This window comes from Desulfuromonas svalbardensis, assembly GCF_055389415.1.
In genome coordinates this window covers 359,516-383,521 of sequence record NZ_AP042416.1, presented here as the reverse complement: position 1 = coordinate 383,521, position 24,006 = coordinate 359,516, and the positions used below count along the sequence as shown (strand labels likewise).

Here is a 24,006-nt window from a genome sequence, read left to right as displayed (position 1 = left end):
AATTCCTTTCAAGAAACAATGTTTTTCTGAGATTATGAGGAATTTATCAGCATGTCAATGCTACATTCCTGTGTTTGGTTTATTTATTGTATTAAAAGATTGGGGGATTGTGTGAATCAGACTGACTTACGACAGCAAATTGAGAAAAAACGGACCGAAGAGTTACCATTCATTCTGTGGCGCTCAGAAGCGGGTGGCGAGCCACAGGTCGAACTTGTTGACTATTTTTTAAAACGACTGATCACCACTGTAACAGTCGATAGTTTTCACTTGTTAGATTTGGAGCAGATGTGGACAGAGCTTATCCAGCTGAACGAAAAGCGACATTGCGGAACATTTTCAAGACATTGGCGCAAAAAAGTTGAAGTGATCGATTGGGAAACGAAAAAGAATGATGGCAGTGCTACATTGAGAAGCTGTTGTTTTCGACCCGAAGGACTGTTGGCGATGTACGAAGAGGTTGCGGCACGATAAGGACAGGTTGGTTTGTTGTAATGTTGAAATCGTTAAGGTTGAGTCATCGGTCTTGTAATGGTAGTGTTGCGACCTTGTTGCTAATATCTCTTATCGGAAAATATTATTGTGGTGAAATGTTATGAGTTTTGATGTAGCTGCATGGCAGCGGATCGACCATCCGCAAGGTGGCATCTATTTACGAGGTGATCTTCCGAGTTGGTTTGTTCCTAACAGGGCAGGAGATCTGATTTTACAGCAGTTGATGGCGGGTGAATGCATCACTGATGATCCGATTGTTCAGCGCTTTCTTCAGCGTTTACCGGCGGGGCCACCAACCACCTATTTAGGCCGATATTCCAACCTTGAAACGGATCGTTTGAGCGAGCTGTGGTTACATATTACCAATCGCTGCGATTTGAGTTGCCGTCATTGTTTGTTTGCTTCAGGGCCGCAAGAAGCGGATGAACTGAGTTATGAAACTATTGTTCAGCGCGTTGATGAGGCGGCGGAACTTGGTTGCCGGGTGTTTGCTCTTACCGGTGGAGAACCATTTGTTCATCCCCGTTTTGTCGATATTGTCCAACACATTCAATCTTATGCGGGGGCCCATGTCGCGGTACTGACGAATGGGATGAGCTTACAGCCTGTTCTCCAATCAGTTGAATGGGATTGGAGTCGTTTTCACATCCAGCTAAGTGTGGATGGTTTGTCTGAGCGGCACGATCATATCCGTGGAACTGGCAGTTTTGCCCAGCTGCAAACACAGATGAAGTGGTTGCGCGAACAGGCTCGGCCGTTCACGCTGTCAATGTGTGTGGAGCGGGATAATCTCAATGATATGGTTGCAGTGGTTGATGTTGCCGCGGATTGTGGTGCCAGTAATGTCCATTTTATGTGGTATTTTGTCCGTGGTCGCGGTAAAGCCGAGCAGTATGTTGAACCCTCACAGATTTTTTCGCAGTTAGGTGAGGCGTGGCAACATGCCCAGCAGCGAGGGATCAGTATTGATAATCTCGACGCCTTAAAAACGCAAGTGTTTGCACCGTCAGGAACCATCCATGATGGCAGTGGATGTGCGTGGAACTCGGTGGCGATTGGTCCCGACGGGGCGCTGTATCCCTCTGCAGCATTGGTTGGTGTTGCTGAGCTGGCAACCCCTATCGAGAAAAGTTTGTCACACAGCTGGCGAAACAGTGACACCCTAGAGCGGATTCGGCTCAGCAGTTGTGTCTCACAGTCATCACCATGGCGTTTCATTCTGGGTGGTGGTGATAGTGATCACAGCTACCATTATGCGCAAACCTTTGTCGGCGATGACCCCTACCTGCCCCTATATGAACTGTTGGCAATTGAATTGATCCAGTCTGTGGCTCAGCGTTTTGAAGAGCAGCAGGGGCCAGCTTTGCGGTTGAAAATGGGTGATTATTTGGAGAGTTGTGGCGCGCACGGCAAGGTGGCGTTGCTGCATTCAAATTGTCTGCTAGCGCTGACGCAAGATGATAGCCGCAGCGTCGTTAAAAATTTCTACGCTGAAGCTGTTGGTGATACCAAGGAAGATATCCTCAATCCAGTCTGTTATGAAGCTGAGATTATCAGTCATATTCCCCCTGAATTTCGCTTACGCGGCTATGGCTGTGGTAGCCCCGTTCTCGATGCTGAGATTTGTCCTGGGGAAACAGTATTAGATCTCGGTTGTGGTAGCGGTGTGGAGTGTTTTATTGCGGCCCGCTTAACGGGAAGCAGTGGTCAGGTGATTGGTGTCGATATGCTCGACCCCATGCTTGATTTGGCTCGTCGGGGAAGTAAAGGGGTCAGTGATAATCTTGGTTATGATAATCTTGATTTTCGTAAGGGATTTCTTGAGCAACTTCCCGTCGCCGACAACAGTGTTGATCTGATCTTATCTAATTGTGTGTTGAATTTGTCTAGTGACAAGCGGCTTTTGTTTGCTGAAATCTTCCGTGTTCTCAAGCCCGGTGGGCGGTTAGTCGTTGCCGATGTGGTGTGCGAAACAGAACCCGATGCGGCGATTCGTAACGATGAAGTATTGCGTGGCGAATGTATTGCAGGGGCGCTGAGTCAAAAGGATTTAAATGGCTTACTCGACGAGAGTGGCTTTCATGCGTTCTTTTGTTTAAAACGGGTGCCTTATCGTTGTGTACAGAACCACCTTTTTTATTCCTTAACATTTCGTGCTGCTAAACCCGAGCCTGAAGCCACCGTGCGGGTGATGTATCCAGGGCCGTTCCCAACGTTACAGCTAGCCAGTGGTCAGGTTGTGGTTCCGGGGCAGGTGTTTCACGTTTCTGCTGTTGAAGCTCAGGCTGCTGGTTCTCAATTGTATCACCTTGATGAAGCGGGGCACATTACCAATGTTGTCTTTAGCTCCAGCTGCAATTGTGCTTTGCCGCAGCAGCTCAATGAGGTTGATGGTGGCAAAACGACTGCCGATGAAAAACAATCTCAGGGTTGCATGGTGTGTGGTGCGCCGCTGATTTATGAAACGTTATTTCGTCGTCATGAATGTCATTATTGTGGTCGTCACGTCGAGGCGAGTGAAAATTGTGAGCAGGGTCATTATGTGTGCGATCAGTGCCATTGTACCGATTCTGTTCGTGCCATTGAGAGTATCTGTTTTAGTTCGACAGAAACGGATATGCTGCGTCTGTTTCATCACGTCCGTCGCCACCCGGCTATTCCGTTACATGGGCCTCAATTCCACGCCCTTGTCCCGGCGGTCATTTTAGCAACGTATCGTAACCGCGGCGGTAAGCTTGGTGATACGGTACTTGCTACTGGCATTCGTCGCGGTTCTCAAGTGATTGGTGGTAGTTGCGCTTACAATGGTATTTGCGGCGCTGCGGTTGGAGTTGGTATTGCCTTTAGTCTGATTCTTGAGGCCAATCCCTTGAAGGCTGATCAGCGTCAAACGGTACAGACTGTGGTGCAACGCGTACTTAAAGAGCTTGCGGACTTTAATGCAGCGCGGTGTTGTAATCGTGATTGTGTGGTGTCGTTACAACAGGCAGCAAAATTATCTCAACACTATCTACCCCTTCCTTTGGTGGCACAGGATTGGCTTCCGTGCGATCAGCATCAACTGAATTCAGATTGTTTAGGTCAAGGGTGTCCATTGTTTTAGGTTGTGTTGTTATTGTGTCAGGTTATTAACTGTTTTGAGGAGGATTTATGGTTCGCTTGTTGGTTGTGTGGTGTGTTCTTTTGGCTCTTTTAGTCGGTGGCTGTCAACGTGATGAGACGACAACAGATGCAGCTCTAACGCAGGAAAGTGTGACGCTCTCTTATGCTAACTTTCCCCCTGCAACGACATTTCCCTGCGTGCAGATGGAACATTGGAAAGAACAGGTTGAGCAGGACAGTGGTGGCAGTTTGGCGATCAATACCTTTCCTGGTGGTACCCTTTTGGGTGCCAAAGATATGCTTGCTGGTGTCATAGCGGGGCAAGCTGATATCGGTTGCCTGTGCATGTCATATCAGCCGGGGGCTTTCCCCATGACAACCGTAACTGAATTGCCGCTAGGTTTTAAATCATCCACTGTGGCGAGTAGCGTGCTGTGGGATCTGTACGAAAAATATCAGCCAAAAGAGTTCGCTCAAGTAAAAGTTTTGGCCATGTTTACCAGCGCGCCTACGTGCATTATGAGTCAAGTTCCTGTGCGTAGTTTAGAGGATTTATCAGGCTTAGAACTCCGTGCCTCGGGAATTGCTTCACAAATATTGGATAAATTGGGGGCAACACCCGTCTCAATGCCGATGTCGCAAACACCTGAAGCCCTCCAAAAAGGGTTGGTTAAGGGATTGCTCTCTTCAATGGAGGTGCTCAAGGATCTCAATTTTGCTGAGTACTGTCGCTATGAAACGTTAACGAACTTCCAAGTGTATCCCTTTGCGGTGGTGATGAACCTTGACAAATGGAATGGTCTTTCAACTCAGCAGCAAACGGTGTTAACGGATCTCTCTCGCGAACAGGCGTTATGGACGGGGCGCTATATGGATGCCCATGTTGCGGACTCACTCAAGTGGGCCAGTGAAACATACCAGATCGAGCAAATTAATTTGTCGGAGCAAGACCAACTGTTAGCTGAACAAAAAATGAAGCCACTATTAGATACCTGGCGTAGTGCTGCTTCAAGTCGTGGTGTCGATGCTGATGCCGTAATGGCCGATGTGTTGAAGTTGAAAACTCAAGCCGAGCTTACACTGACAAAAGGGATGTAACGATTGAAGTTGCTACCGTATTTGGAAACAATTAATAAAAAAATATGTTTAGGGTTGCTGTGCCTCGCGGGCTTTTTTATGGTGCTGATGGTGCTTCTGGCCTGCTCAAACATGGTGCTGCGGGCAGTGTGGTTGCCAGTGAAAGGAACCTTTGAGCTGATGGGGTTTTCGGGCGCGCTGGCTGCCGCCTTTTCTCTTGCTGCAACCCAGCGCGGCAAGGGCCATATCACTGTGACGTTATTAAAGGGCCGCTTGCCAGAATGGTTGGAAAAAACGTTGGTGTTGTTTTCGTTTATCATTAGTAGCAGTTTTTTTCTGTTGGTCAGTTGGCATTGTGGTCAGAGGGCATTAGGTATTTGGCGGCTCGGCGAACTTTCAGAAACGTTGCAAGTGATTTATTACCCCGTTGTGTTTGCGGTGGCATTAGGGTTTATCGCATTAGCATTAGCGCTGGTGACTGATTTTTTCATCGTCCTTTTTTCATCTACTAAGCGGGGCCATTCATGAGTTTATTTGCCCTTGGTGTTATGGGTATCATCGTTTTGCTGGTGGTGATCTTTGCGTTGCGTGTTCCTGTTGGCTTTGCCATGGGCATTGTCGGTTTTATCGGATTTTGGAATGTGGTCAATCTACCCGCTGCGATGGGGATGATTGGTGCAGAATCGTGGAAAGTTTTTTCGTCCTATGGTTTAACCGTTATCCCATTGTTTGTTCTAATGGGCCAGATCTGCTTTCACTCGGGTGTCAATGAACGGCTTTACAAGGCGGCTCATGTTTGGATGGGTGGGGTGCGCGGTGGTTTAGCTATCGCTACCATTCTTGCCTGTGCAGGGTTCGCTGCTATTTGTGGTTCTAATACAGCGACAGCTGCAACGATGAGTAGTGTGGCCTTACCGCAGATGAAGAAATATGGATATAGTCCACTGCTCAGTACAGGTTCAGTTGCCGTTGGCGCGACTCTCGGTGTGGTGATCCCGCCTTCGGTGGTGCTGATCTTAATTGGTTTGCAAACGGGGCAGTCAATTGCTAGCCTTTTTTGGGCGGGGCTTGTTCCTGGGGTTTTGCTGACGGGGTTATTTTTACTGACGGTGCTGGTGAGTTGTTTGATCCACCCTGAACTTGGTCCAGCGGGTGGCAAAACATCATGGCGCGAAAAAATGGCGGCATTACCAGGAGCCATTGAAATGCTCGTGTTGTTCGCACTGGTGATGTTAGGTTTGTTGCTTGGATTCTTTACCCCCAGTGAAGCGGGTGCGGCAGGAAGTGCTTTGGCACTGCTCATTAGTGTGTTGGGCGGCCATATGAGTTGGCGTAAATTTGTTTGCGCTGTTGATGATAGTTTGCGCATCTCATGTATGATTATGATGATTATTTTTGGTGCCGTTGTTTTTGGTCGTTTTTTAACGATTACTCGGCTGCCCTATCAGGTGGCAGAACAGGTCTCACATGCTGATTTGTCACCAGTAATTATTATCACCCTGATCTGTATTATTTATGCGATTGGTGGGGCGATTATGGATGCCTTAGCACTGCTGATTATTACGATACCGATCTTTTTTCCTGTTGCCCAGCAGTTGGGCTATGACCCGCTATGGTTTGCGGTGTTGATCACTGTTGTCACCACGATGGGGGCGGTGACTCCGCCAGTTGGGGTTAACACCTTTATCGTTTCTTCCATGGCTAAAGACGTTCCCCTTGGGCAGGTGTTTCGTGGGGTAAGTCTTTTTTTACCCTCCTTTTTCCTGTGCTTGTTTCTTTTGATCGTTTGGCCTCAGTTGGTACTATGGTTACCTAATTGGCTTCATTAGATTAGAAAGTGTTGTGAGATTTAGGCAGAATTGGTAAACTCTAGCCGTCTTTTATATTTTTATTGAGGAGGTTTATGCAATGCGTTTATTGACCCGTTCAGATTTTGATGGCATCGCTTGTGCCGCGTTATTAAAAGAGATAGGTGTGATCGATTCGATGGAATATGCTCATCCTAAAGACCTTCAGGATGGCAAGGTCGATGTGACTAAAGATGATGTGTTGGCCAATGTCCCTTATGTGGCAGGCTGTGGCTTGTGGTTTGATCATCACAGTAGCGAGCATGAAAGAATGTCTCTTGAGGGGCAGTATCAAGGGTGCAGTGCTGAAGCACCGAGTGCTGCTCGAGTGATCTATGACTACTACAAAGATCCGCGTTTGACTAAATTCGATCAGATGCTCAAATATGTTGATCGTGTTGATTCGGCGCAGCTGAGTGAAATCGAAATCCTTCATCCAACAGGGTGGGTATTGCTTGGTTTCTTGTGTGATCCACGCACAGGGTTGGGTTACCATAAAAGTTTCACCATCAGTAATCTACAACTGATGCGCGAGTTGATGGAAGCTCTGCGGACGCAATCCATTGAATCAATTATGGCAAATACCGATATTCAAGAAAGAGTTAAACTCTATTTTGAAAACGATGCCCAGTGCAAAAAGTTTTTGACCGAGCAGACCAAAGTTGATGGGCCTATTGCCATTACCGACGCACGTGGTTTGACAGGGATGCCACCGGGAAATCGCTTCTTAATTTATTCACTGTTTCCTGAAACCAATATTTCTATTCGGATGATCGATGGTCGAGGCAAGGAATTTGTCGCTATCTCGGTTGGTTATAGTGTTTTAAATCGTACCGCAAAAGTAGATGTTGGCTCGTTGATGCTTAAATACGGTGGTGGTGGACATAAAGCTGTTGGCACCTGTCAGGTTCCCTATGCTGATGCCGATCGTGTATTAGCTGCAATCGTCGAGGCGATCAAAGCTGAATCTTAAATTGTTATCATTGTATGACACAACAAAGGGCCGCACAGTGAGACTGTTGCGGCCCTTTTTGTTTTCTAGATTTGACGATCAAAACAAGGTCGGTTGAGCTTCGTTGCCGTAAATATAGTACGTGTTGCGACCTGCCTGTTTGGCCTTGTACATGGCATCGTCAGCGCACTTGAGTAGTTCGTCGACGGTGTTGCCGTTGCGAGGGGAAAAGCACAATCCAATGCTGGCTGATGTGGTTATCTTTTCATTTTCGATCGTAATAGGTTTAGCTAGCGCATGGAGTAGGGCTTCAGCTAAGTTTTTCGCGTGTTCATTTTTGCAACTGTTGTGATAAATAATTAAAAATTCATCGCCGCACATTCGTGCCACAGTATCCGACTCACGTACGCATGAACTCAAGCGTTCCGCTACAATTTTGAGAACTTCATCACCCGCGCTATGGCCAAGGCGATCATTGACTTCCTTGAAGTTATCTAAATCAATAAAGGCAATGATTCCAGAGGAGTCTTCACGGGTCGATAGTAGCAGTGATTGTGCTAACCGGTCGTGAAAGAGGCTTCGGTTCGGCAATCCAGTTAGCGAGTCAAAGTAGGCCAGTTGGGTAATTTGCTGTTCCTGCTTTTTTGCTTGAGTAATATCACGGGCGACGCGCACCACTTGAATGGTATCGCCTTGTTGGTCGAGTATGGGCGACACACAGACATCATAATAAAACTGTTGACCATCGATTTCACGAACACGTTCTTGACGGCATGGAACTTTGTGTAACGCGGCATAGCAGCCAGGGCAGGGAGGAGTGCCCTTGGCTGTGGCGCTCGGTTTACATGTTGAAATGTCATGGCAGTGGGAGCCTATTGCTTTTTTATGCGTGGTGTTGTGCATGATGAAAAAAGCACCGTTCGCGGCAATAATCGTTTGTGTCTTGGGAGCAATAACGCACACCGCATCGCTAATATTGCTAAGGATTGTTGTCGAAAATTCATAAGCAGCGAGCAGGTCTTCCTCTCGATTTTTGATCTCCTCTGACATTTTCTGCATGGAGATGGTCAGAGTGTCGAGTTCATCACTACCAGTCTTGTGAGGTTCTTTCTCACAACTATCTATTCTGTTTTTTTGTGAGATCGTGTGCAAAATAGTTAGTTTTTTGTTGATCATCCGATTAAACAGCAGCACCGTTGTTAAGCAGCACACAGTAAGGCTAATAAGTATAATAATGAGGGTGTCATTTTGTCTTTTAAACGCTTGAGCTTTAAGCTGTTGGGCCGATAGTGTTATGGCGAGAATCCCATCAAGGGAGCCGGTGGGATTTTTAGATGCCAGATGGCATGAGAAACAATATGTCTCAACAAAGGTTGGTGTACTGTATTGATAAAAAAGTTCACTATTAATATAAAATGGAACAAGATGATCGCGTTTGTCGGGGTGTGTAGCAAAAAACGAGAAGGCTTTTTTTTCTAAATCAGTGGCCTTTTCCATGGTGTCAAAGGGGCTGGTTTTAAGAGTTCGAAAACGAGTGCCCCGGGAAACCGAAAGCTCATTAAGCTTTGCGGAAATCTTTTTCATGGTGTGGGAGGGTAGAAATTTCGAAACCTCTTGCGGTACTGCGAAGTTACCTTCTAGGAACGTATTATGGTAGACAATGCGAACCGACTGGATAAGTTTAGTTAGTGACTCACCTTGGGTTCGAATTGTTTGTTCGAGGGCTTTTTGGCTATGGTTGTGTTCTGAATAAAGAAAGAGGGTAAAGAACAGCCCGAACAGCAGGAGAACTGGAATAAGAAATTTAGATTGAAGCTTCACAAAGAACCCCTATTAAATAGGCCGATGATGGCCGAATTCCTTACATTAAAGCACGGTAAGGAATAGGGTTCAATTAGAAAGAGCTTTCAGTTTGTTTTTTAACTTGTTTTGTCACAAACGCTACCGAACGGTAACGTTTGTTTCTTCAAATGTGATGGTTTGACCGCTGCGGATCTTACAGCGTTTACGAGTTTCAGTGTTGCCGTCGACCAACACTGCACCATCTGCAATCACCATTTTTGCCATGCCACCGCTATGGCACAGACCTGTTACTTTAAGTAAATTATTCAATTCAATAAATTCATGACCGTCTAAATTAAAATCCATGATGTGACTCTCTTTCAATAAAAAGTTTTGCACCCTGTGGGTTACATTTGCTCGCCGAGCAAGATGGTGAACAATGGTGCTATAGCAGGGATGGTATTGCGTGGATACTTGAATTTCTCCAAACAACATTTTTGCAGTCGTGTGAATTCACTCGAACTATATTTGTCACCACGGGGACCTTTCCAGCGTCCCCTGAAGTATTTCACGATCTCTTTATTGTTGATCAGGCAACGGATAAACTGAATGTCGTCATTCTCTGTTTCCCAGGTAACCTTAACCTCATATTCAGTGCCGAGCCAGTTGATTTTTTCTGTCATGTTTTCGCGGATCATAATGTGTTCCTTTGTTGATACGGTAATTTATGTTAGGGACGGTTTATAAGGATGAGTCCCGCTGGTAACGATTCACCGAACTGAACTTCGCGATCTTCGTTACTGATGGCAATAAAGTTTTCAATGGGGCGAATCAATTCGATCGCCACTTTTGTTTCGCGCATTTTAGCACTAATTTTGCTTCGCGTCTCATCATCAATGTCAATATCTCGTTGTTCAGTACAGCGGGCTGCGAGACTAAACAGTCCAGCGAGACCTTTCCACGGTTCATTGCGCCAATCGAAGTCGCAAACTTTATCAAATAGCGTGGTCACGTGACGCGGATGAACGATGCTATTCACCCCAGCATAGAGTGGTGTGCGACTGAGCAAGCGGCCGAGTGCCCAGAGGTAGGGCGCTTTGTGACGAATACGTTCTTTTAGTAGGTTTTGACTAAATAAATGGATCAGTTCTACTTTTGCTTCAGTCGAAAGCCGTTCAAGTGCTCCGGCAAGATAGACCATTTCAGGTGCGGGGTCACCACTGGAACGTACCAACGGGATGATTTTGTTTAAAATCTGTTGTTGGCGTGAGCTGTTTAATCCTCCCGCAATGCGCCGCCATAGCAGATACCAATGGCTTTGGATCCGTTTCTCTTTTGGAAACGACATGCCAAGGTTAAACAGCCGCCAGAGTTCTTCAATGCGCGAGTCATCACGTTGGACACCATACCCGGGACGCAGGGTAAATCCGGCGAGGTACAGCCACGCGGCTTCATGCTCAAGGCTGCGAGTTTTACGGGTCATGCCTGCAGCCAGTTCTGGCCATAGTGAGCGCAGTGTTGTTGAACTCCAACTGTCACGGGAACCGAGCTTTTTTTCAAGCTGTTTGATGAGCTGTTTTGGCTTTATTTCGGGTAAGTTTGGGTCTTTTTTCTTGGCGAACACGGCCTGAATAAAAGGGCTGGCCATCATCGCTTTTTCATCCGCTTCGAAAGGGGTCTGATCGTCCGTGGAGCTGTTGTCTTCATCGACCCCTTTGCGTAGGTTGAAGTCGAGACGCCATCGGCCATCGCCCTGTTTCTCAACACAATACAGTTGCAGTAAGCCCAGCTCGTTGAGGGTTGCTTCGAGGGTGACTCGCAAACGGTTGTTGGCCACAGCTGGGCGGTCTGGTGCTAAGTGGATCGCTGTTTGCAGGGGTGGCAACGGGTGAAAGTCATTTTTGTTCCACGCAATAATGGCCCCAGCAAGGTCTTGGTTGCGTCGGGCTGAATAGCAACATTGGAATTGTGCCGGTTGATTAACGATCAGATCAAATTCAGCTTGGTTGATATGGGTGGTATTACCCGCTTCCATCCCTTTAGGTAAGATGCAGACCAGAGAACGTTCTTTTTTCTTTTTGCCACTCACCACTTCCAAGTAGAGGGCGTGGGCATGGCCACCTGCAATTCGGTTTTCAGTTGTCTGTTGTTGTAAAATCCAACCGTAACGCGCTGCACCACGGGCAACGGCCATGGAGATCGCTTCGTTATGGAGGACCACAGGTGGTGCGTCGACCTGCCAAGAGCAAATGAGCTGATGGAGGCGGTTGCGCAAGAGTAGCGGTGTCACGCTGCCGCCGTTAAAGAGGATGGCATCAACGTGCTGATTGTCGAGAAACGCCGCGAGATGGCGAGAAATTGCAGAATCTGAGGCATACGGCAGCCCCCACTCTTTAAGACCAGATGTTTTGTGTTGTGGTCGGTCTTGCGCATCGCAAAGCGGGAAAAAGCCATCTAGCACACAATGCTGTACGTCGGCTGCACGAATGGTTGTTGACAGGGTGCTGGCAAACATTCCAGCACCGCTACCCGAGAGGGTAATGGAAAAGTCACTGTCACTGTCAATAGCGCTCAGGCATTCCTCGCCACCAAGAATCCGTTCCTTGAGGTCGCGAGCTTGTACCAGCAATTGGTTCCATTGGCGACCCGTTAGCTTTTTTTTGCCGTGGGTTAGCTTTTGTTCTAATACGTAGGCTACGGTGAGATCAATATTGTCACCACCCAGTAATAAATGGTCGCTCACTGCTAGTCGTTTTAAGTTGAGACCAGTTGTTGAACTTTTGTCGGCGCACGCTTCGAATAAACTGAGATCTGTCGTGCCGCCGCCAATGTCGCACACCAGAACTTTAACGGTGGTTCGTGGTGACGCATCGAGTAGGTCGTGTAGTTCGCTCAGGTGTTGATCTTTGCCAAGCCAAAAGTAGAACGCTGCTTGTGGTTCTTCGATTAGGCGCAGTTTGTTGGGGTAGCCTGCTTTGCTGGCTGCGAGCAACGTCAACTCTTGGGCTGCCTCATCAAAGGATGCTGGAACGGTGATGACGATGTGTTGATCGGTAAACAGGGCATCGGCATGGTTCGGTAGCATGGTGCGATCCCAAACCTGTTGTAGCCATTCTAGATAGAGAGCACTGGCGTCAACGGGCGATAACTTTTCTTCGTGACTGATATCTTCCGATTGCCAAGGCAGGATGCCACTGGTGCGATCAATATCGTTATGACACAGCCATGACTTTGCTGAATGGATAACGCGCCCCGGGTTAAATGCCATTTGGTTGCGGCCGTGTAAGCCGGGAATCCAGTTGTTGATTGGTTCGGGAACGCACCCGTTGTCAGCAATAAAGCGGGGATGTTCTGCCGTGGTTGGGCTGTAGGCAAAGGAGGGCAGTTCTTGGCGCAGGACTAAGCTTCCGGCATGATCCCATTGTGGAACTGCTAGAACTTGCGACCCATTTTGGGTCTGTTTTAAGTCGACATAGGAGAGCACTGAATTGGTGGTGCCGAGGTCAATACCAATGCAATAGCGTGGTGACGGTGCCATATTTAATGCCCCCTAACGTTAAATTCAATTTTCCAGCGCTGACCCGATTCATCATGTTGCATCCACAGCTCAAGAGTACCAAGGTCGGTGATGTGGCTATGGAGGGTAACGGGAATGCGTTGTGACGGTTGGCCAGCGAGGGGAGGTAAGGTTATTTCGAGTTGTGACGTTTCTTCGAGTTCATCCGTTGTTTCGAGTTGATCACCAACCGCGTCACCAGCACGAACGCTAGAGCTAAAAAAGCGGAAATCGACAGGTTGACCTGTCATGAGGCCAAATTGTTGTTTGGCCAAGTTGAACTCAGCACCCTCTTCCATCCCTTGCGGTACAACGCATAACGCTTTAAGGGCTGGGACGAGACCAGGGATAGCAGGCATGGAACTCTCAAGTCCGATGTAGTAGGAGCGGGCGGTTCCGGCCTTGATCCGTATCCCGTCACCGTTGGCAATTGAGGCGGTATAAAATGCGGCTCCCTTGGCTACAGCGAGGTCAAAGTTTGCCCCACCCAGCTCGCGCAGTGGCGCATCGCAATTAAATTGTTGCAGTATGTCAACAACTCGCTGCCGAATCGGTTGTGATTTAAACACACCACCATTGAACAGTACGGCACTCGGTCGAATATAGCGCAGTCCATTATGTTGTCCTTGCGTTACGTTGGTCAACGGGGAGAGCGCTGAATTTGAATCGGAGTTGGCTTGGCTGCGAACGAGAAATTGAGCCAGATGCTTAGTGAGTACAGGGTCTGTTGCGTAGTTGAGGCCTGATTCTTGTAAACCTGACTGTGGGCGCTCTGTCGGTTGCTCGTCGATAGATAGCAGAGGGAGGAATCCCTCGAGTACAATCGCTGTCAGTTGCTCTCGGCTCAATTGTGTGGTGATGGTTTTGGCAAACAGACTCGATCCGCGGCTCGGAATAGAGATTGGATAACTCTGTAGCTCATCATTGTCGAATAGCTGCTCTTTGCCGAGCCGGCAGGAGAGAGTCAGAGAGTGAAACTGTACTGAATCAATTTTAGTACCGCGAGCTTCGAGTTCGGCTTTAAGCGTATAGGCCAAGGCGAGGTCCATGTTGTCGCCACCAAGAAGGATATGGTCACCGACGCTGATCCGCTCTAGTTGCAGCTCACCATCGTCTTGCGATACAGCAATTAAACTGAAGTCGGCGGTCCCACCACCAATATCACAGACTAAAATAATTTCGCCTGCGCTAATTTGTTGCCGCCACTGGTCACCGCTTTGGTCGAGCCAATGATAAAATGCAGCTTGTTGTTCTTCGAGCAGCGTTACTTCGCCCCAGCCCGCCTCAGTGGCGGCTTCAGCTGTTAGGATTCGAGCGACTTCATCAAACGATGCAGGGACGGTTATTGTCACTTTGCAACGTGGTAATGTGTCAGCAGTAAGGGGATAATCAGGGTGGTCAAGTAGCGCGCAACGTAGATGGCGCAATAGCTGAACCTGAGCCTCAAATGGCGAAATCATGATGGTGTCGATTTGTGACTGCCACGGCAAAAGAGGTTTTTGTGGATCGTGATGATGTTGGCATAGCCACGATTTCGCCGAGGTGACCAGACGCTGCGGTGAACGAAAGCCGTGTTCGTTGGCAAACTGTCCAATCACATGGGCAGGAGCTTGTTCTTGCCATGGTAACGTTGCAAAGCTACGCTGCTCAGCCTCGGTGCTCAAATAGAGTGCCGAAGGGAGTGTGGGCTTACGCGCGCTCGTCGTCTCCGACGTGAGTTGTTCAACCGTGAGTATCTGTACCGGCGTTGCCCCGTCAAGCGCGGTGAGAGCAAGAGCGGAATTTGATGTGCCAAGATCGATACCGATCGCATACAGCGTGTCCATACGTTTTACCTTCTAGTTAATTTCAACATCCGCAGGAGCCATGATAGAGCGAGCTACTTCGATGTGATCTTCCGTGTTAACCACCTGAGGGAGATTGACACGGGTTGTTTTCCAGCCGCGATGAAGGACTTGACCCACAAATGGAGCCGATTCTGGAACTTTGCCGATCAAGCGGTATGAATGGCTGTCGTAGTTATCCGCCAAGGTAATGCTTTCCATCTCTTCGCCATTGAAAACGGTTTCGATGGTGAAACTATCATGCATCACTTCACAGCATCCTTGATGGACAATTCGTGCAGCAGCGCCAACTGACTCATTATCGTAGGCTGCAATATCGTCCATAATGAAATCGAGCAAACGCCCTTTCTCTTGTAACCGAGCGACAAATTGTACTACTGCCGCATCACAGCTTTGTTCGGTGGTTATAGCGGTTGCTGCTGCGGGCTGATCAACTTTTTCTGGCTCGGTAATTTCCGTTTTAGGCAACTGTTTGCTTTTGCCAAGGGTTAGCATTTGCAGGATGAGTAATAAGGTCGGTGTTGCAATTGCGGCAATTTGCATTGGTGCCAAAAACTGCGCAGGAATTGGGCTGTATAAAAGAGTGCTGATTAGGGCAATGGTAAGAAGGGTTAAAAATGTCATGTGTAAACTCCTCTAGGGCGTGTGTAAACTTCTCTAAGTCATTTTTGTGAAATTATAAAGTTTAGATTGTTTTTGAGTACTGAACAGCGAAACATACCATTATAGAGAAGAGTTTTCGAATACATAATTAAGGATCGGTAGTTTTAAGTGTTGCGGATAGCACAGCTAAAATCTTTGGGGGAATGGTTTATTGAGGTGGGGGCGTTAAGGATTTACAGATGAAATAAAAAAACAGCCACCTTGAAGAAGGTAGCTGTCTGTATCGCAGCGAGTGAAAGGAGAGTGTTGTGGGGGGCACTCTACTGCTCAATAGTCACTTCTAACGCGCTCATTCTGTAATTGTAAGGCCGTTGTGTATCGATGCCCAACTCTTTGAGAAGTTTTGCGACAGTGGTTGGTTTTTTACCGATAATCTTTTTTAGTGGAATGGTGATTGACATAAGCGTTATCCTCCTGTATTACAACGTTCCTTAACTATGACAAAATTAGTTACTATTGTCAACGTTGGATCAATTTTTTAAGATTCTCTTTGTTTTTACGTTTGTGTATTCGATATACACAATTAAGAACAATTAGTTGTATGAAAAGCACGATGTGTGCCATGTTTCGTTTCTCGTTTGTTTGGTGTGCATGCTACCGTATTTGTTGGTATTTTATATGTTCGCTCGTTGTTGTTTAATTATGATTAACTGTAGCGCTGTACCATGTTGGCACTATGACCATGCGTAGGACTGTGAAATAACGATGAAGAGATTTGGCGATAAGGCGGTCGATGCGGATTCTACTGTGTGCTAGATAGCCGATTGCACTCGACAAAGAGCTTTGTGCTGTTTATTATAATCATTTATATTTAGGGTCCGTTTCGCTGATTTAGGCTAGATTATTTATTGGAAGTTGATATGAATTTAATTGCGACACTCGGGGCCGAAACTCTTCGTGTTTTAGAATTGTTGGGGCGCTTTGGGCTGTTTTTATTGACCTGCTTGTATTGCGCTGTCACGCCACCCTATAAATTAGCGCCTATTGTTCGCCAAATCCGTTTCATTGGTGCGCATTCCTTGTTCGTTATCTCCTTTACTGGATTATTTACCGGGATGGTTCTGAGCCTTCAAGGTTATTACACGTTGGCAAAGTTCGGTTCGGTTGGATTTCTCGGTGCCGCAGTCTCTTTAAGTCTAATTCGTGAACTTGGTCCTGTTATTGGGGCGCTGATGGTGATTGGGCGTGCTGGTTCAGCCATTTGTGCCGAAGTAGGCATTATGCGTAATAGCGAACAAATTGATGCGTTAGAGTGTATGGCCATCGACCCTTACCGCTACCTTATTGCGCCCAAATTAATTGCTGGTTTAATCGCGATGCCCCTATTGACTTGCGTGTTTGATGTTGTCGGAATCTTTGGTGGCTTTTTGGTGGGGGTTGAGCTGTTCGATGTGAGTGCTGGAGCCTATTTTCAGGGGATGTATTCAAGCGTAGGCTGGAACGATATTGAGATGGGACTGGTGAAGTCAGTTGTTTTTGGTTTGTTGTTTGTGTGGGTGTGCGCTGCCAAAGGATTTTTTCTTCATCTTGAGCGCGGTGGTGGTTTTGGTGCCGAAGGTGTGAGCCGCACGACCACTAGCGCCGTTGTCATCGCCTCTGTCTCTGTTCTGGTCTGGGATTACCTGATCAGTGCCGTGTTGCTGTAAAGTGAGGGGATAGTCCGTGGGAATGAATTCATCAGAAATTGTCATTGAGTTAGATAATGTTGAGAAGTATTTTGGTCAACAAAAAGTATTGGACGGTGTTTCACTTCAGGTTCGTGCTGGAACAACAACCGTTATAGTTGGTGCCAGTGGTCAAGGTAAGAGTGTCATCCTCAAGCACATGTTAGGGTTGATGGCCCCTGATTCAGGGCGAGTCGTTGTGTTTGGTCAGGACCTAGCTCAATCTAACACCAAACAGTTACGTGATATTCGAAGTCATTTCGGCGTGCTATTTCAGAATGTCGCCCTGTTTGATTCCATGTCAGTGTATGACAATGTGGCACTGCCATTGCGTGAGCGCACTCATATGAACGAAGTTGATATTCGCGTTAATGTCGAAGAGAAGCTGGCTCTTATGGGGTTGGTTGAGCATGGAGATAAGTTCCCGGCGCAACTCAGTGGTGGGATGAAAAAACGTGTTGGCTTAGCACGGGCACTGGTGTTAAATCCTAAAGTTGTTTTTTTTGATGAACCGACTACCGGGCTTGATGTCAGTAAAAGTAATGAGATCTATCGGCTATTTTTTGAAACTCAAGCTCGATTAAATTATACCGCCGTTATTGTTAGTCATGATGTGCCAAAAATATTTAAGCTGTCTGACTCTGTTGCTTTAATGGCCGAGGGACAACTTCAGGGGTGTATGTCTCCTGAGGCGTTCCAATTATCTGATAATCCATTGATCCGATCCTTTGTCCTTGAGACCATGGGGCCGATTTATAGTAGTGAAACTGAGGAGGCTCTTCTGTATGAAACGCTTTAATGCTGAAATTGTCGTAGGTTTATTTATGCTGATTGGTTTCAGTTGTTTTGCTTACCTTTCGGTAAAGTTAGGTGATGTGGATCTGTTTGGCAACAATAGTTACCATGTTGAAGCTCGGTTTGGTTCTGTTGCTGGACTTAAGGTTGGTGCGAACATTCAAATTGCAGGCGTCAGCGTTGGTAAAGTCTCTGCGATAGGGCTTGATCCTGTGAGTTATGATGCCCTAGTGCAGCTTGAGGTCGACCCTGAAATCGAACTACAGGAAGACTGTATTGCCTCCGTTCGTACCGCGGGTATGATTGGTGACCGCTATGTCAGTATCTCTCCTGGTGGCTCACCAATGGTGCTAGAAGAGGGTGATGAAATCTTTGAGACAGAGTCAGCAATCAATATTGAGGAGCTGATTAGTAAATATATATTTGATAAACAATAAGTCAGGTTATGTGATGTTGAATTTATCAAAAAAAGGGGGAGCTGTGATCAGACGCTATTTTGTATGTATCTCATTACTCTTGTTGATAGTGGTTCCTGTTGCTTCCGCTGATTCGATTGACCCTGTTGGCGTGACCGATGATAGCGCATTTTCGAGTGATCTCTTCGCTGATGATCTATATGCCGATGAAGAGGATTCTGAAGTGTACGATCCTTTGGAACGGATTAATCGCGGCACCTTTTGGTTTAACGATAAGGTTTATTTTTATCTCATCAAACCCATTGCTCGTGGTTTTAGAATTGTGCCCACTCCAGTTCGAACTGGCTTAGGTAAAATGTTTGACAATCTCAAATCGCCATTGCGAGCTGTGAATGCCCTGTTGCAGCTTAAGTTCAAGCAGGTAACAGCCGAAACAACACGTCTGGTGGTTAATTCTACCATTGGTTTAGCTGGTTTTTTTGATCCAGCGGATTCGTACTGGCAGATAAAAAAGAAAGATGAGGATTTTGGTCAGACTTTAGGCTACTATGGCATGGGTGAGGGGTTTTATATTGTGATTCCATTGCTGGGTGCTTCAAATCTTCGAGACGGTTTATCGCTGATTCCTGATGGTTATGCTGATCCTATTCCGTGGTTTGTTGATTCTAAAACAGCCCTTGCTTTGAGCGGTGGTAAAATCATCAATCGTGTATCGCTAGATAAAGATACCTACGAAAGCATAATAGATGAGCAGCTCGACCCCTATCTCTTTATTCGCGATGCCTATACTCAAAATCGCCGCGCTAAGGTGATTGATTGATCTGTTTTGAATGTTGATTTAATGCTTGTAATGGGGATGAAAAAACCCTGTGATGGAGATAGTATAATGAAAAAAAATTGGTTTATAGTTGCTTTGTTGTTGATGTTTGGTTTCACCTCTCTATGCAGTGCCGATACTGAAACGCCAACTGTAGAGGCTGTTGGGCCCAAAGCTCAGGTGGAACAAACGGTTAATGCTATTCTCGATATTTTACGCTGTGATGAGGCTGAGGACTCCGCACAGCGACAACATATTAGCACCCTGATTCGCAATAAATTTAATTTCAAGGTGATGTCGCAAGGTGCCTTGGGGCGAAATTGGCAAGTCGTTAGTGATGAAGAGCGTCAACAATTTGTTGAGCTTTTTAGTCGCCTTCTTGAAGAAACCTACCTTGGTCGAATTCGTGCTTATACTGATCAAGAAGTCAGTTATGGTGAAGAGACAATTCGTAAAGGGCGAGCGGTTGTCGAAACATTTATTCATAACGGCGGCGTTGAAATTCCTATTACCTATAAGCTTACCCCGCAGGGGCATGATTGGTTGGTCTATGATGTGGTGATCGAAAAGGTGAGCCTGATTCGTAATTACCGCAGCAGCTATAAAAATATTTTGCGCTCAAAAGGGATGGCACATTTACTTGAACAGATGAGTATTAAAATTGAGTCGTTGCAAAATCGGGGTGTCCAAGCGGGTGAGGCAGAGCTGAGTGAGGGAACCGTATGATCCTCGAGGCTCCAGAAGATTTATGTTTACAGATGAAGCGGGATTTCCGTTTTTTTAGCTTTCTCGATCAAGAAGATGTCGCTCGACTTTCCCCCTATTTTGAATGTCGCAGTTATCAAAAGGGCGATGATGTTTGGGTTGAAGGGGGCGATAGTCAATTCATCGCATTTATTGTTAGTGGCCGGGTTGAAACTAAAAAAGAGACGGAATTTCGTGGTAAGCAAGTGGTCGTCGGTGTGTATCGTAAGGAGTCACTTATTGGTATTCTGAGTCTTCTATCAAGTGAACCTCGACCCGTGACGGCAACGGCTCTGGAAGACTGCCATGTGCTGTTATTACATAAAGAGCGTTTTGATGCGATTAACGATCTCTATCCTGAATTGGGTGGCCGTTTGATGAAGGGGATGCTGTTTAGTCTCTCCATGCGTTTACGCCAGTCTTACGAACGGTTAGCTGCAATCTTTTAGTTGTAGCAGTCAAATATTGAATAAATTTAAGTTGAAGCCGCGATAATTTATCGTGGCTTTTTCTTTTAGTGCTTCATCGCTTGCTTAGGTCGGAATTGTTCAGTAGTATATCTCACTGTTTTAATTATTTACTTTATGTCAACGTAAGGTAGAGATACGAGGAGCTATCCATGAAGAAACTTCTATCGGGAAATGAAGCCATCGCCCGTGGTGCATATGAAGCGGGAGTTGTTGTTGCAACAGGTTATCCCGGTACGCCATCGACTGAAATTCTAGAAAATATCAGCCGCTATAAAGATCAAATTTACTGTGAGTGGTCGCCTAATGAAAAAGTGGCTTTTGAGGTCGCCGTAGGTGCGTGCCTGACTGGTGCGCGCTCAGTGGTGACGATGAAGCATGTCGGTTTGAATGTTGCTGCTGACCCCCTCATGACCCTTTCATATATCGGCGTAGAAGGTGGTTTTATTGCCTGTGTTGCCGATGATCCAGGGATGCATTCGTCGCAAAATGAACAGGATACCCGTCATTTCGCCCGTTTTGCTAAAATACCAGTCTTTGAGCCTTCTGACTCTCAAGAGGCCAAAGATTTTATGCAGCTGGCCATTGATATCTCTGAAAAATATCGCACCCCAGTGATACTGCGCACCACAACCCGAGTCAGTCATTCGCGAAGTTCAGTGGTTGAGGGCGAACGCCAAGAGAGTCCGCGGGCCATCGGTTTCGTGAAAAATCCATCTCGCCATGTTCCGATCCCAGTGTGGGGTCGTAAGATGCGGGTCGAAGTTGAAGAACGTTTGGGTTTATTAGCCCAAGAGGCCTGTCAGTCGAGCGCTAATCGTATTGAATGGAAAGACCGCTCATTGGGGATTGTTGCCGCCGGGGTTGCGTACCAATATGTCCGTGAGGCATTTCCTGACGCTTCGGTATTGAAGTTAGGTTGGGCCTACCCTTTTCCTGATCAGCTGTTGCAAGAGTTTGCTGATGGTGTTGATTCGCTGTTGGTGGTTGAAGAGCTAGAGAACATCCTTGAAGAGCATATTAAGGCGATGGGTATTGCCTGTGATGGCAAAAATGTAGTGCCGACCATTGGCGAACTATCAACGGAGCGGTTGATGGAGGTTCGGGCGCGTCTTAACGGTGAAGAAGAAACATCGATGGCTGCTGAAATGCAGGTGGATATTTCAGATCTTCCCGCACGGCCACCTGTGCTGTGTTCGGGCTGCCCACATCGCGGCGTATTTTATGGTCTGACTAAGTTTGATGTGGTGGTTACGGGAGATATTGGTTGCTACAGCCTTGGCGTGTTCCCGCCACTGAATCGCACCGATGTCATTTTGTGTATGGGCGGTGGTATCTCGATGGCACATGGTATTGAGCGTGCAGGTGAGCCGCGTAAGGTTGTTGGTATCGTTGGTGATTCCACCTTCTTTCACTCGGGAGTGACCGGATTACTCGACATTGTTTATAATCGTGGCGCATCAACCATTATTGTTGTTGATAATCGCACCACCGCTATGACAGGCCATCAAGATCACCCCGGAACAGGTCGCACCCTCATGGGTGAGGCAACGAAAAAGGTTTCAATTGAGGCCATTGGCCGTGCCTGTGGAATGGAACATGTTGTACGAATTGACCCGTATGATGTGGAAAATACGCAAGCTGTTTTTAAGCAGGCTATTGAATCGGATGAACCGTGGTTGATCATTTCGGAAGGGCCGTGCGTGTTGAAAGAACGTGCATTACAAGGACCACGATTACAGGTGGATGCGGAAAAATGTATTCAATGTGGGAAATGCTTGAAGTTGGGCTGTCCTGCCATTGAAGGGGTGGAAGCCACGCCACATGTTGATCTTTATCAATGCACAGGTTGTCGGCTTTGCGCGCAGGTTTGCCCTGTGGATGCATTTGTTGCAGCAGAGGAGAGTGACCATGGGAAATGATAAAATAACGAGTGTTCTTCTCGTAGGTGTTGGCGGTCAGGGCATTCTGTTGGCCAGTGAAGTGATGGCAACTGCGGCCGATCTCGCTGGATTTGAAGTTAAAACCAACGAGGTGCATGGCATGGCCCAGCGTGGCGGCTCGGTGATTGCGCAAATCCGTTATGGTCAGCAGGTGTTTAGTCCGCTGGTTGCTGAGGGGACAGTGCGGGTGATTGGTGCCCTAGAGCAGGTTGAAGGCTTGCGTTACCACTCTTACCTTGCCAAGGGTGGCTTTGCTGTTGTCTCACAGCAAGCGATTATCCCAGTGACCGTTTCAACGGGGCAGAGTGACTATCCACAAGATTTAGAATCACGGCTACGTGAAGTTTATCCTCGTTTGGCGTGGGTGGATGTTCAACAAGCCGCCGAAGATATTGGTAATCCTAAGGTGGCAAATATGGTGGTTCTTGGAGCCATGTCAACCGAGTTAGATCTGCCTTCAGCAGTGTGGGAACAGGCGATCTCCCAGTGTGTTAAGCCTGAGTTTCTTGATAGTAACTTGATGGCCTTTGTCATTGGTAGGAGTTTGGTATGACGCTGAGTCCTTATTATGAGCCTGAACTCGAAACCTTGCCTCAACAGCAATTGAAGGCATTACAAAGTGAACGCTTGCAGCACATTGTGCGCTATGTTTATGCCAACAATGCTCAGTATCGCCAACGGTTTGATGATGCGGGCGTAGCGCTCGATAGTATTCGGACTATCGATGATTTAAGTTTATTGCCGTTGATGAGTAAAAATCAGCTACGCGATAACTATCCATTGGGGTTGTCGTGTGTCGATAAAAAGAGTCTTGTTGAGATGCATATGTCCTCTGGATCAACAGGCGTTCCCGTGGTCATGCCCTATACGCGTGGTGATTTAGAACAGTGGGCGAGTTGTATGTCACGCTGTTACCGGATGGCAGGGATTGATCCGAGTGATGTTATCCAAATTACGCCGTCTTTCGGTCTGTTTAACGGCGGATTTGGTTTCTACCACGGCGCACAAAACCTTGATCTGTTTGTCGTGCCAACCGGAGCAGGACATACGCGGCGTCAAATTTCGTTAGCGCGCGATTTCAAAACCCGTGCGCTAACCGGGGTTGTTTCTTATGCGACACGTATCCTCGAAGAATTAGAAGCGACAGGCGAAAGCCTACCCGATTTAAAAGTGTGTCTGTTTGGCGCTGAAATCTTTTCCAATAGTATGAAAGAGAAGGTGTGCTCAGGTTTAGGAGTTGAAGCCTTTGATATCTATGGCATGACCGAGACGGGTGGTGTCGGTACGTTAGGGATGGATTGTTCGGCCCATGACGGTTTACATGTGTGGGAGGATCATTATCTTATTGAGATTCTCGACCCGAAAACGCAACAGCCCGTTGCTGATGGGGAAATTGGTGAGTTAGTCGTCACCGCTCTAACGCGCGAAGCATTACCCGTTATCCGTTTTCGAACTGCCGATCTCACGCGGGTTATTTCCCGTGAACCGTGTCAGTGTGGCCGCACCCATGTGCGGATTGCACCGATCACAGGTCGTTTGGATGATATGTTGATCGTTAAAGGGGTAAACTTTTTCCCTGTTCAGGTTGAGCAAGCGTTGATGACTATCCCAGGAGTGAGACCGCATTATCAGATTATTATCGAAGACGATCATGGTGTGAAGGATGTGCGTGTTAACGTTGAAGTTGACGAAGGTGTGACGGGATTTATGGTCGAAAGGGTCTTGAAAGAGGCCTTAGGCTTTTCGCCAAAAGGGGATGTATTCAAGCCTGGAGAATTGCCACGCCAAGAGGGCAAGGCGCAGCGGGTTTTTCATACGCAAAAATAACCGTAGTGAACAGGT

The 24,006-nt window shown here is 47.1% G+C and carries 22 protein-coding genes; 15 read left to right on the top strand and 7 right to left on the bottom strand.

What is annotated here, in order from left to right; translation table 11 throughout:
* Window positions 1–111: 111 nt before the first annotated feature.
* The 6 genes from ACZ5KY_RS01780 (at window position 112) to ACZ5KY_RS01755 (ending at window position 7,494) form a co-directional block, all read left to right on the top strand.
* Window positions 112–474: a hypothetical protein gene (locus ACZ5KY_RS01780; RefSeq protein ID WP_464242199.1), complete on the top strand. Its 363-nt coding sequence runs from the start codon at window positions 112–114 to the stop codon at window positions 472–474.
* Window positions 475–595: 121 nt separating this feature from the next.
* Window positions 596–3,598: a DUF5714 domain-containing protein gene (locus ACZ5KY_RS01775; protein ID WP_464242198.1), complete on the top strand. Its 3,003-nt coding sequence runs from the start codon at window positions 596–598 to the stop codon at window positions 3,596–3,598.
* Between the two features lie 47 nt (window positions 3,599–3,645).
* Window positions 3,646–4,695: a TRAP transporter substrate-binding protein gene (locus ACZ5KY_RS01770; RefSeq protein WP_464242197.1), complete on the top strand. Its 1,050-nt coding sequence runs from the start codon at window positions 3,646–3,648 to the stop codon at window positions 4,693–4,695.
* Between the two features lie 3 nt (window positions 4,696–4,698).
* Entirely contained in the window at window positions 4,699–5,202 is a 504-nt protein-coding gene (locus ACZ5KY_RS01765) for a TRAP transporter small permease (RefSeq protein ID WP_464242196.1), read from the top strand.
* The gene (locus ACZ5KY_RS01760; protein ID WP_464242195.1) at window positions 5,199–6,503 is read left to right on the top strand and encodes a TRAP transporter large permease; all 1,305 of its coding nucleotides are present in this window, start codon (window positions 5,199–5,201) and stop codon (window positions 6,501–6,503) included. Before ACZ5KY_RS01765 ends, ACZ5KY_RS01760 begins: the two co-directional genes overlap by 4 nt.
* A 79-nt stretch (window positions 6,504–6,582) precedes the next feature.
* Entirely contained in the window at window positions 6,583–7,494 is a 912-nt protein-coding gene (locus tag ACZ5KY_RS01755; protein ID WP_464242194.1) for an exopolyphosphatase, read from the top strand.
* Between the two features lie 78 nt (window positions 7,495–7,572).
* Here the strand turns inward: ACZ5KY_RS01755 and ACZ5KY_RS01750 are convergent, their stop codons facing one another.
* The 7 genes from ACZ5KY_RS01750 to ACZ5KY_RS01720 all read right to left on the bottom strand — a co-directional run bounded on the left by ACZ5KY_RS01750 (window position 7,573) and on the right by ACZ5KY_RS01720 (window position 15,719).
* Window positions 7,573–9,294: a diguanylate cyclase domain-containing protein gene (locus tag ACZ5KY_RS01750; protein ID WP_464242193.1), complete on the bottom strand. Its 1,722-nt coding sequence runs from the start codon at window positions 9,292–9,294 to the stop codon at window positions 7,573–7,575.
* A 120-nt stretch (window positions 9,295–9,414) separates the two neighbouring features.
* Window positions 9,415–9,621: an RNA-binding S4 domain-containing protein gene (locus tag ACZ5KY_RS01745; protein ID WP_464242192.1), complete on the bottom strand. Its 207-nt coding sequence runs from the start codon at window positions 9,619–9,621 to the stop codon at window positions 9,415–9,417.
* A 41-nt stretch (window positions 9,622–9,662) separates the two neighbouring features.
* Window positions 9,663–9,953, bottom strand: coding sequence for a hypothetical protein (locus ACZ5KY_RS01740; protein ID WP_464242191.1), 291 nt, complete (start codon window positions 9,951–9,953; stop codon window positions 9,663–9,665).
* Between the two features lie 32 nt (window positions 9,954–9,985).
* Complete coding sequence (locus ACZ5KY_RS01735; RefSeq protein WP_464242190.1) at window positions 9,986–12,793, bottom strand: Hsp70 family protein; 2,808 nt, start codon at window positions 12,791–12,793, stop codon at window positions 9,986–9,988.
* A gap of 2 nt (window positions 12,794–12,795) precedes the next feature.
* Window positions 12,796–14,637, bottom strand: a complete 1,842-nt coding sequence (locus tag ACZ5KY_RS01730; protein ID WP_464242189.1) for an Hsp70 family protein — start codon at window positions 14,635–14,637, stop codon at window positions 12,796–12,798.
* 12 nt (window positions 14,638–14,649) lie between these two features.
* Complete coding sequence (locus ACZ5KY_RS01725) at window positions 14,650–15,279, bottom strand: DUF2760 domain-containing protein (protein ID WP_464242188.1); 630 nt, start codon at window positions 15,277–15,279, stop codon at window positions 14,650–14,652.
* Window positions 15,280–15,578: 299 nt separating this feature from the next.
* Window positions 15,579–15,719 carry a hypothetical protein gene (locus tag ACZ5KY_RS01720; RefSeq protein WP_464242187.1) on the bottom strand — a complete coding sequence of 47 codons (141 nt, stop codon included), beginning with the start codon at window positions 15,717–15,719 and terminating at the stop codon, window positions 15,579–15,581.
* A 459-nt stretch (window positions 15,720–16,178) separates the two neighbouring features.
* On the opposite strand from ACZ5KY_RS01720, the gene ACZ5KY_RS01715 reads away from it, so the two are divergent.
* The 9 genes from ACZ5KY_RS01715 (at window position 16,179) to ACZ5KY_RS01675 (ending at window position 23,991) form a co-directional block, all read left to right on the top strand.
* Entirely contained in the window at window positions 16,179–16,964 is a 786-nt protein-coding gene (locus ACZ5KY_RS01715; RefSeq protein ID WP_464242186.1) for an MlaE family ABC transporter permease, read from the top strand.
* A gap of 22 nt (window positions 16,965–16,986) precedes the next feature.
* Window positions 16,987–17,781, top strand: coding sequence for an ABC transporter ATP-binding protein (locus ACZ5KY_RS01710; protein WP_464242185.1), 795 nt, complete (start codon window positions 16,987–16,989; stop codon window positions 17,779–17,781).
* Complete coding sequence (mlaD, locus tag ACZ5KY_RS01705; RefSeq protein WP_464242184.1) at window positions 17,768–18,214, top strand: outer membrane lipid asymmetry maintenance protein MlaD; 447 nt, start codon at window positions 17,768–17,770, stop codon at window positions 18,212–18,214. Before ACZ5KY_RS01710 ends, mlaD begins: the two co-directional genes overlap by 14 nt.
* Before the next feature lie 43 nt (window positions 18,215–18,257).
* A complete protein-coding gene (locus ACZ5KY_RS01700) occupies window positions 18,258–19,013 on the top strand; it encodes an MlaA family lipoprotein (protein ID WP_464242183.1) in 756 nt (251 codons plus the stop codon).
* A gap of 66 nt (window positions 19,014–19,079) precedes the next feature.
* On the top strand, window positions 19,080–19,736 hold the full coding sequence (locus ACZ5KY_RS01695; RefSeq protein ID WP_464242182.1) for an MlaC/ttg2D family ABC transporter substrate-binding protein: 657 nt from the start codon (window positions 19,080–19,082) through the stop codon (window positions 19,734–19,736).
* Window positions 19,733–20,203 (top strand): Crp/Fnr family transcriptional regulator, encoded by a 471-nt coding sequence (locus tag ACZ5KY_RS01690; protein WP_464242181.1) that lies wholly within the window; start codon window positions 19,733–19,735, stop codon window positions 20,201–20,203. Before ACZ5KY_RS01695 ends, ACZ5KY_RS01690 begins: the two co-directional genes overlap by 4 nt.
* A 170-nt stretch (window positions 20,204–20,373) precedes the next feature.
* Window positions 20,374–22,143 carry an indolepyruvate ferredoxin oxidoreductase subunit alpha gene (gene iorA, locus ACZ5KY_RS01685; protein WP_464242180.1) on the top strand — a complete coding sequence of 590 codons (1,770 nt, stop codon included), beginning with the start codon at window positions 20,374–20,376 and terminating at the stop codon, window positions 22,141–22,143.
* Window positions 22,133–22,717, top strand: a complete 585-nt coding sequence (locus ACZ5KY_RS01680) for an indolepyruvate oxidoreductase subunit beta (protein ID WP_464242179.1) — start codon at window positions 22,133–22,135, stop codon at window positions 22,715–22,717. Before iorA ends, ACZ5KY_RS01680 begins: the two co-directional genes overlap by 11 nt.
* A complete protein-coding gene (locus tag ACZ5KY_RS01675; protein WP_464242178.1) occupies window positions 22,714–23,991 on the top strand; it encodes a phenylacetate--CoA ligase family protein in 1,278 nt (425 codons plus the stop codon). Before ACZ5KY_RS01680 ends, ACZ5KY_RS01675 begins: the two co-directional genes overlap by 4 nt.
* The last annotated feature ends 15 nt before the right edge of the window (window positions 23,992–24,006 follow it).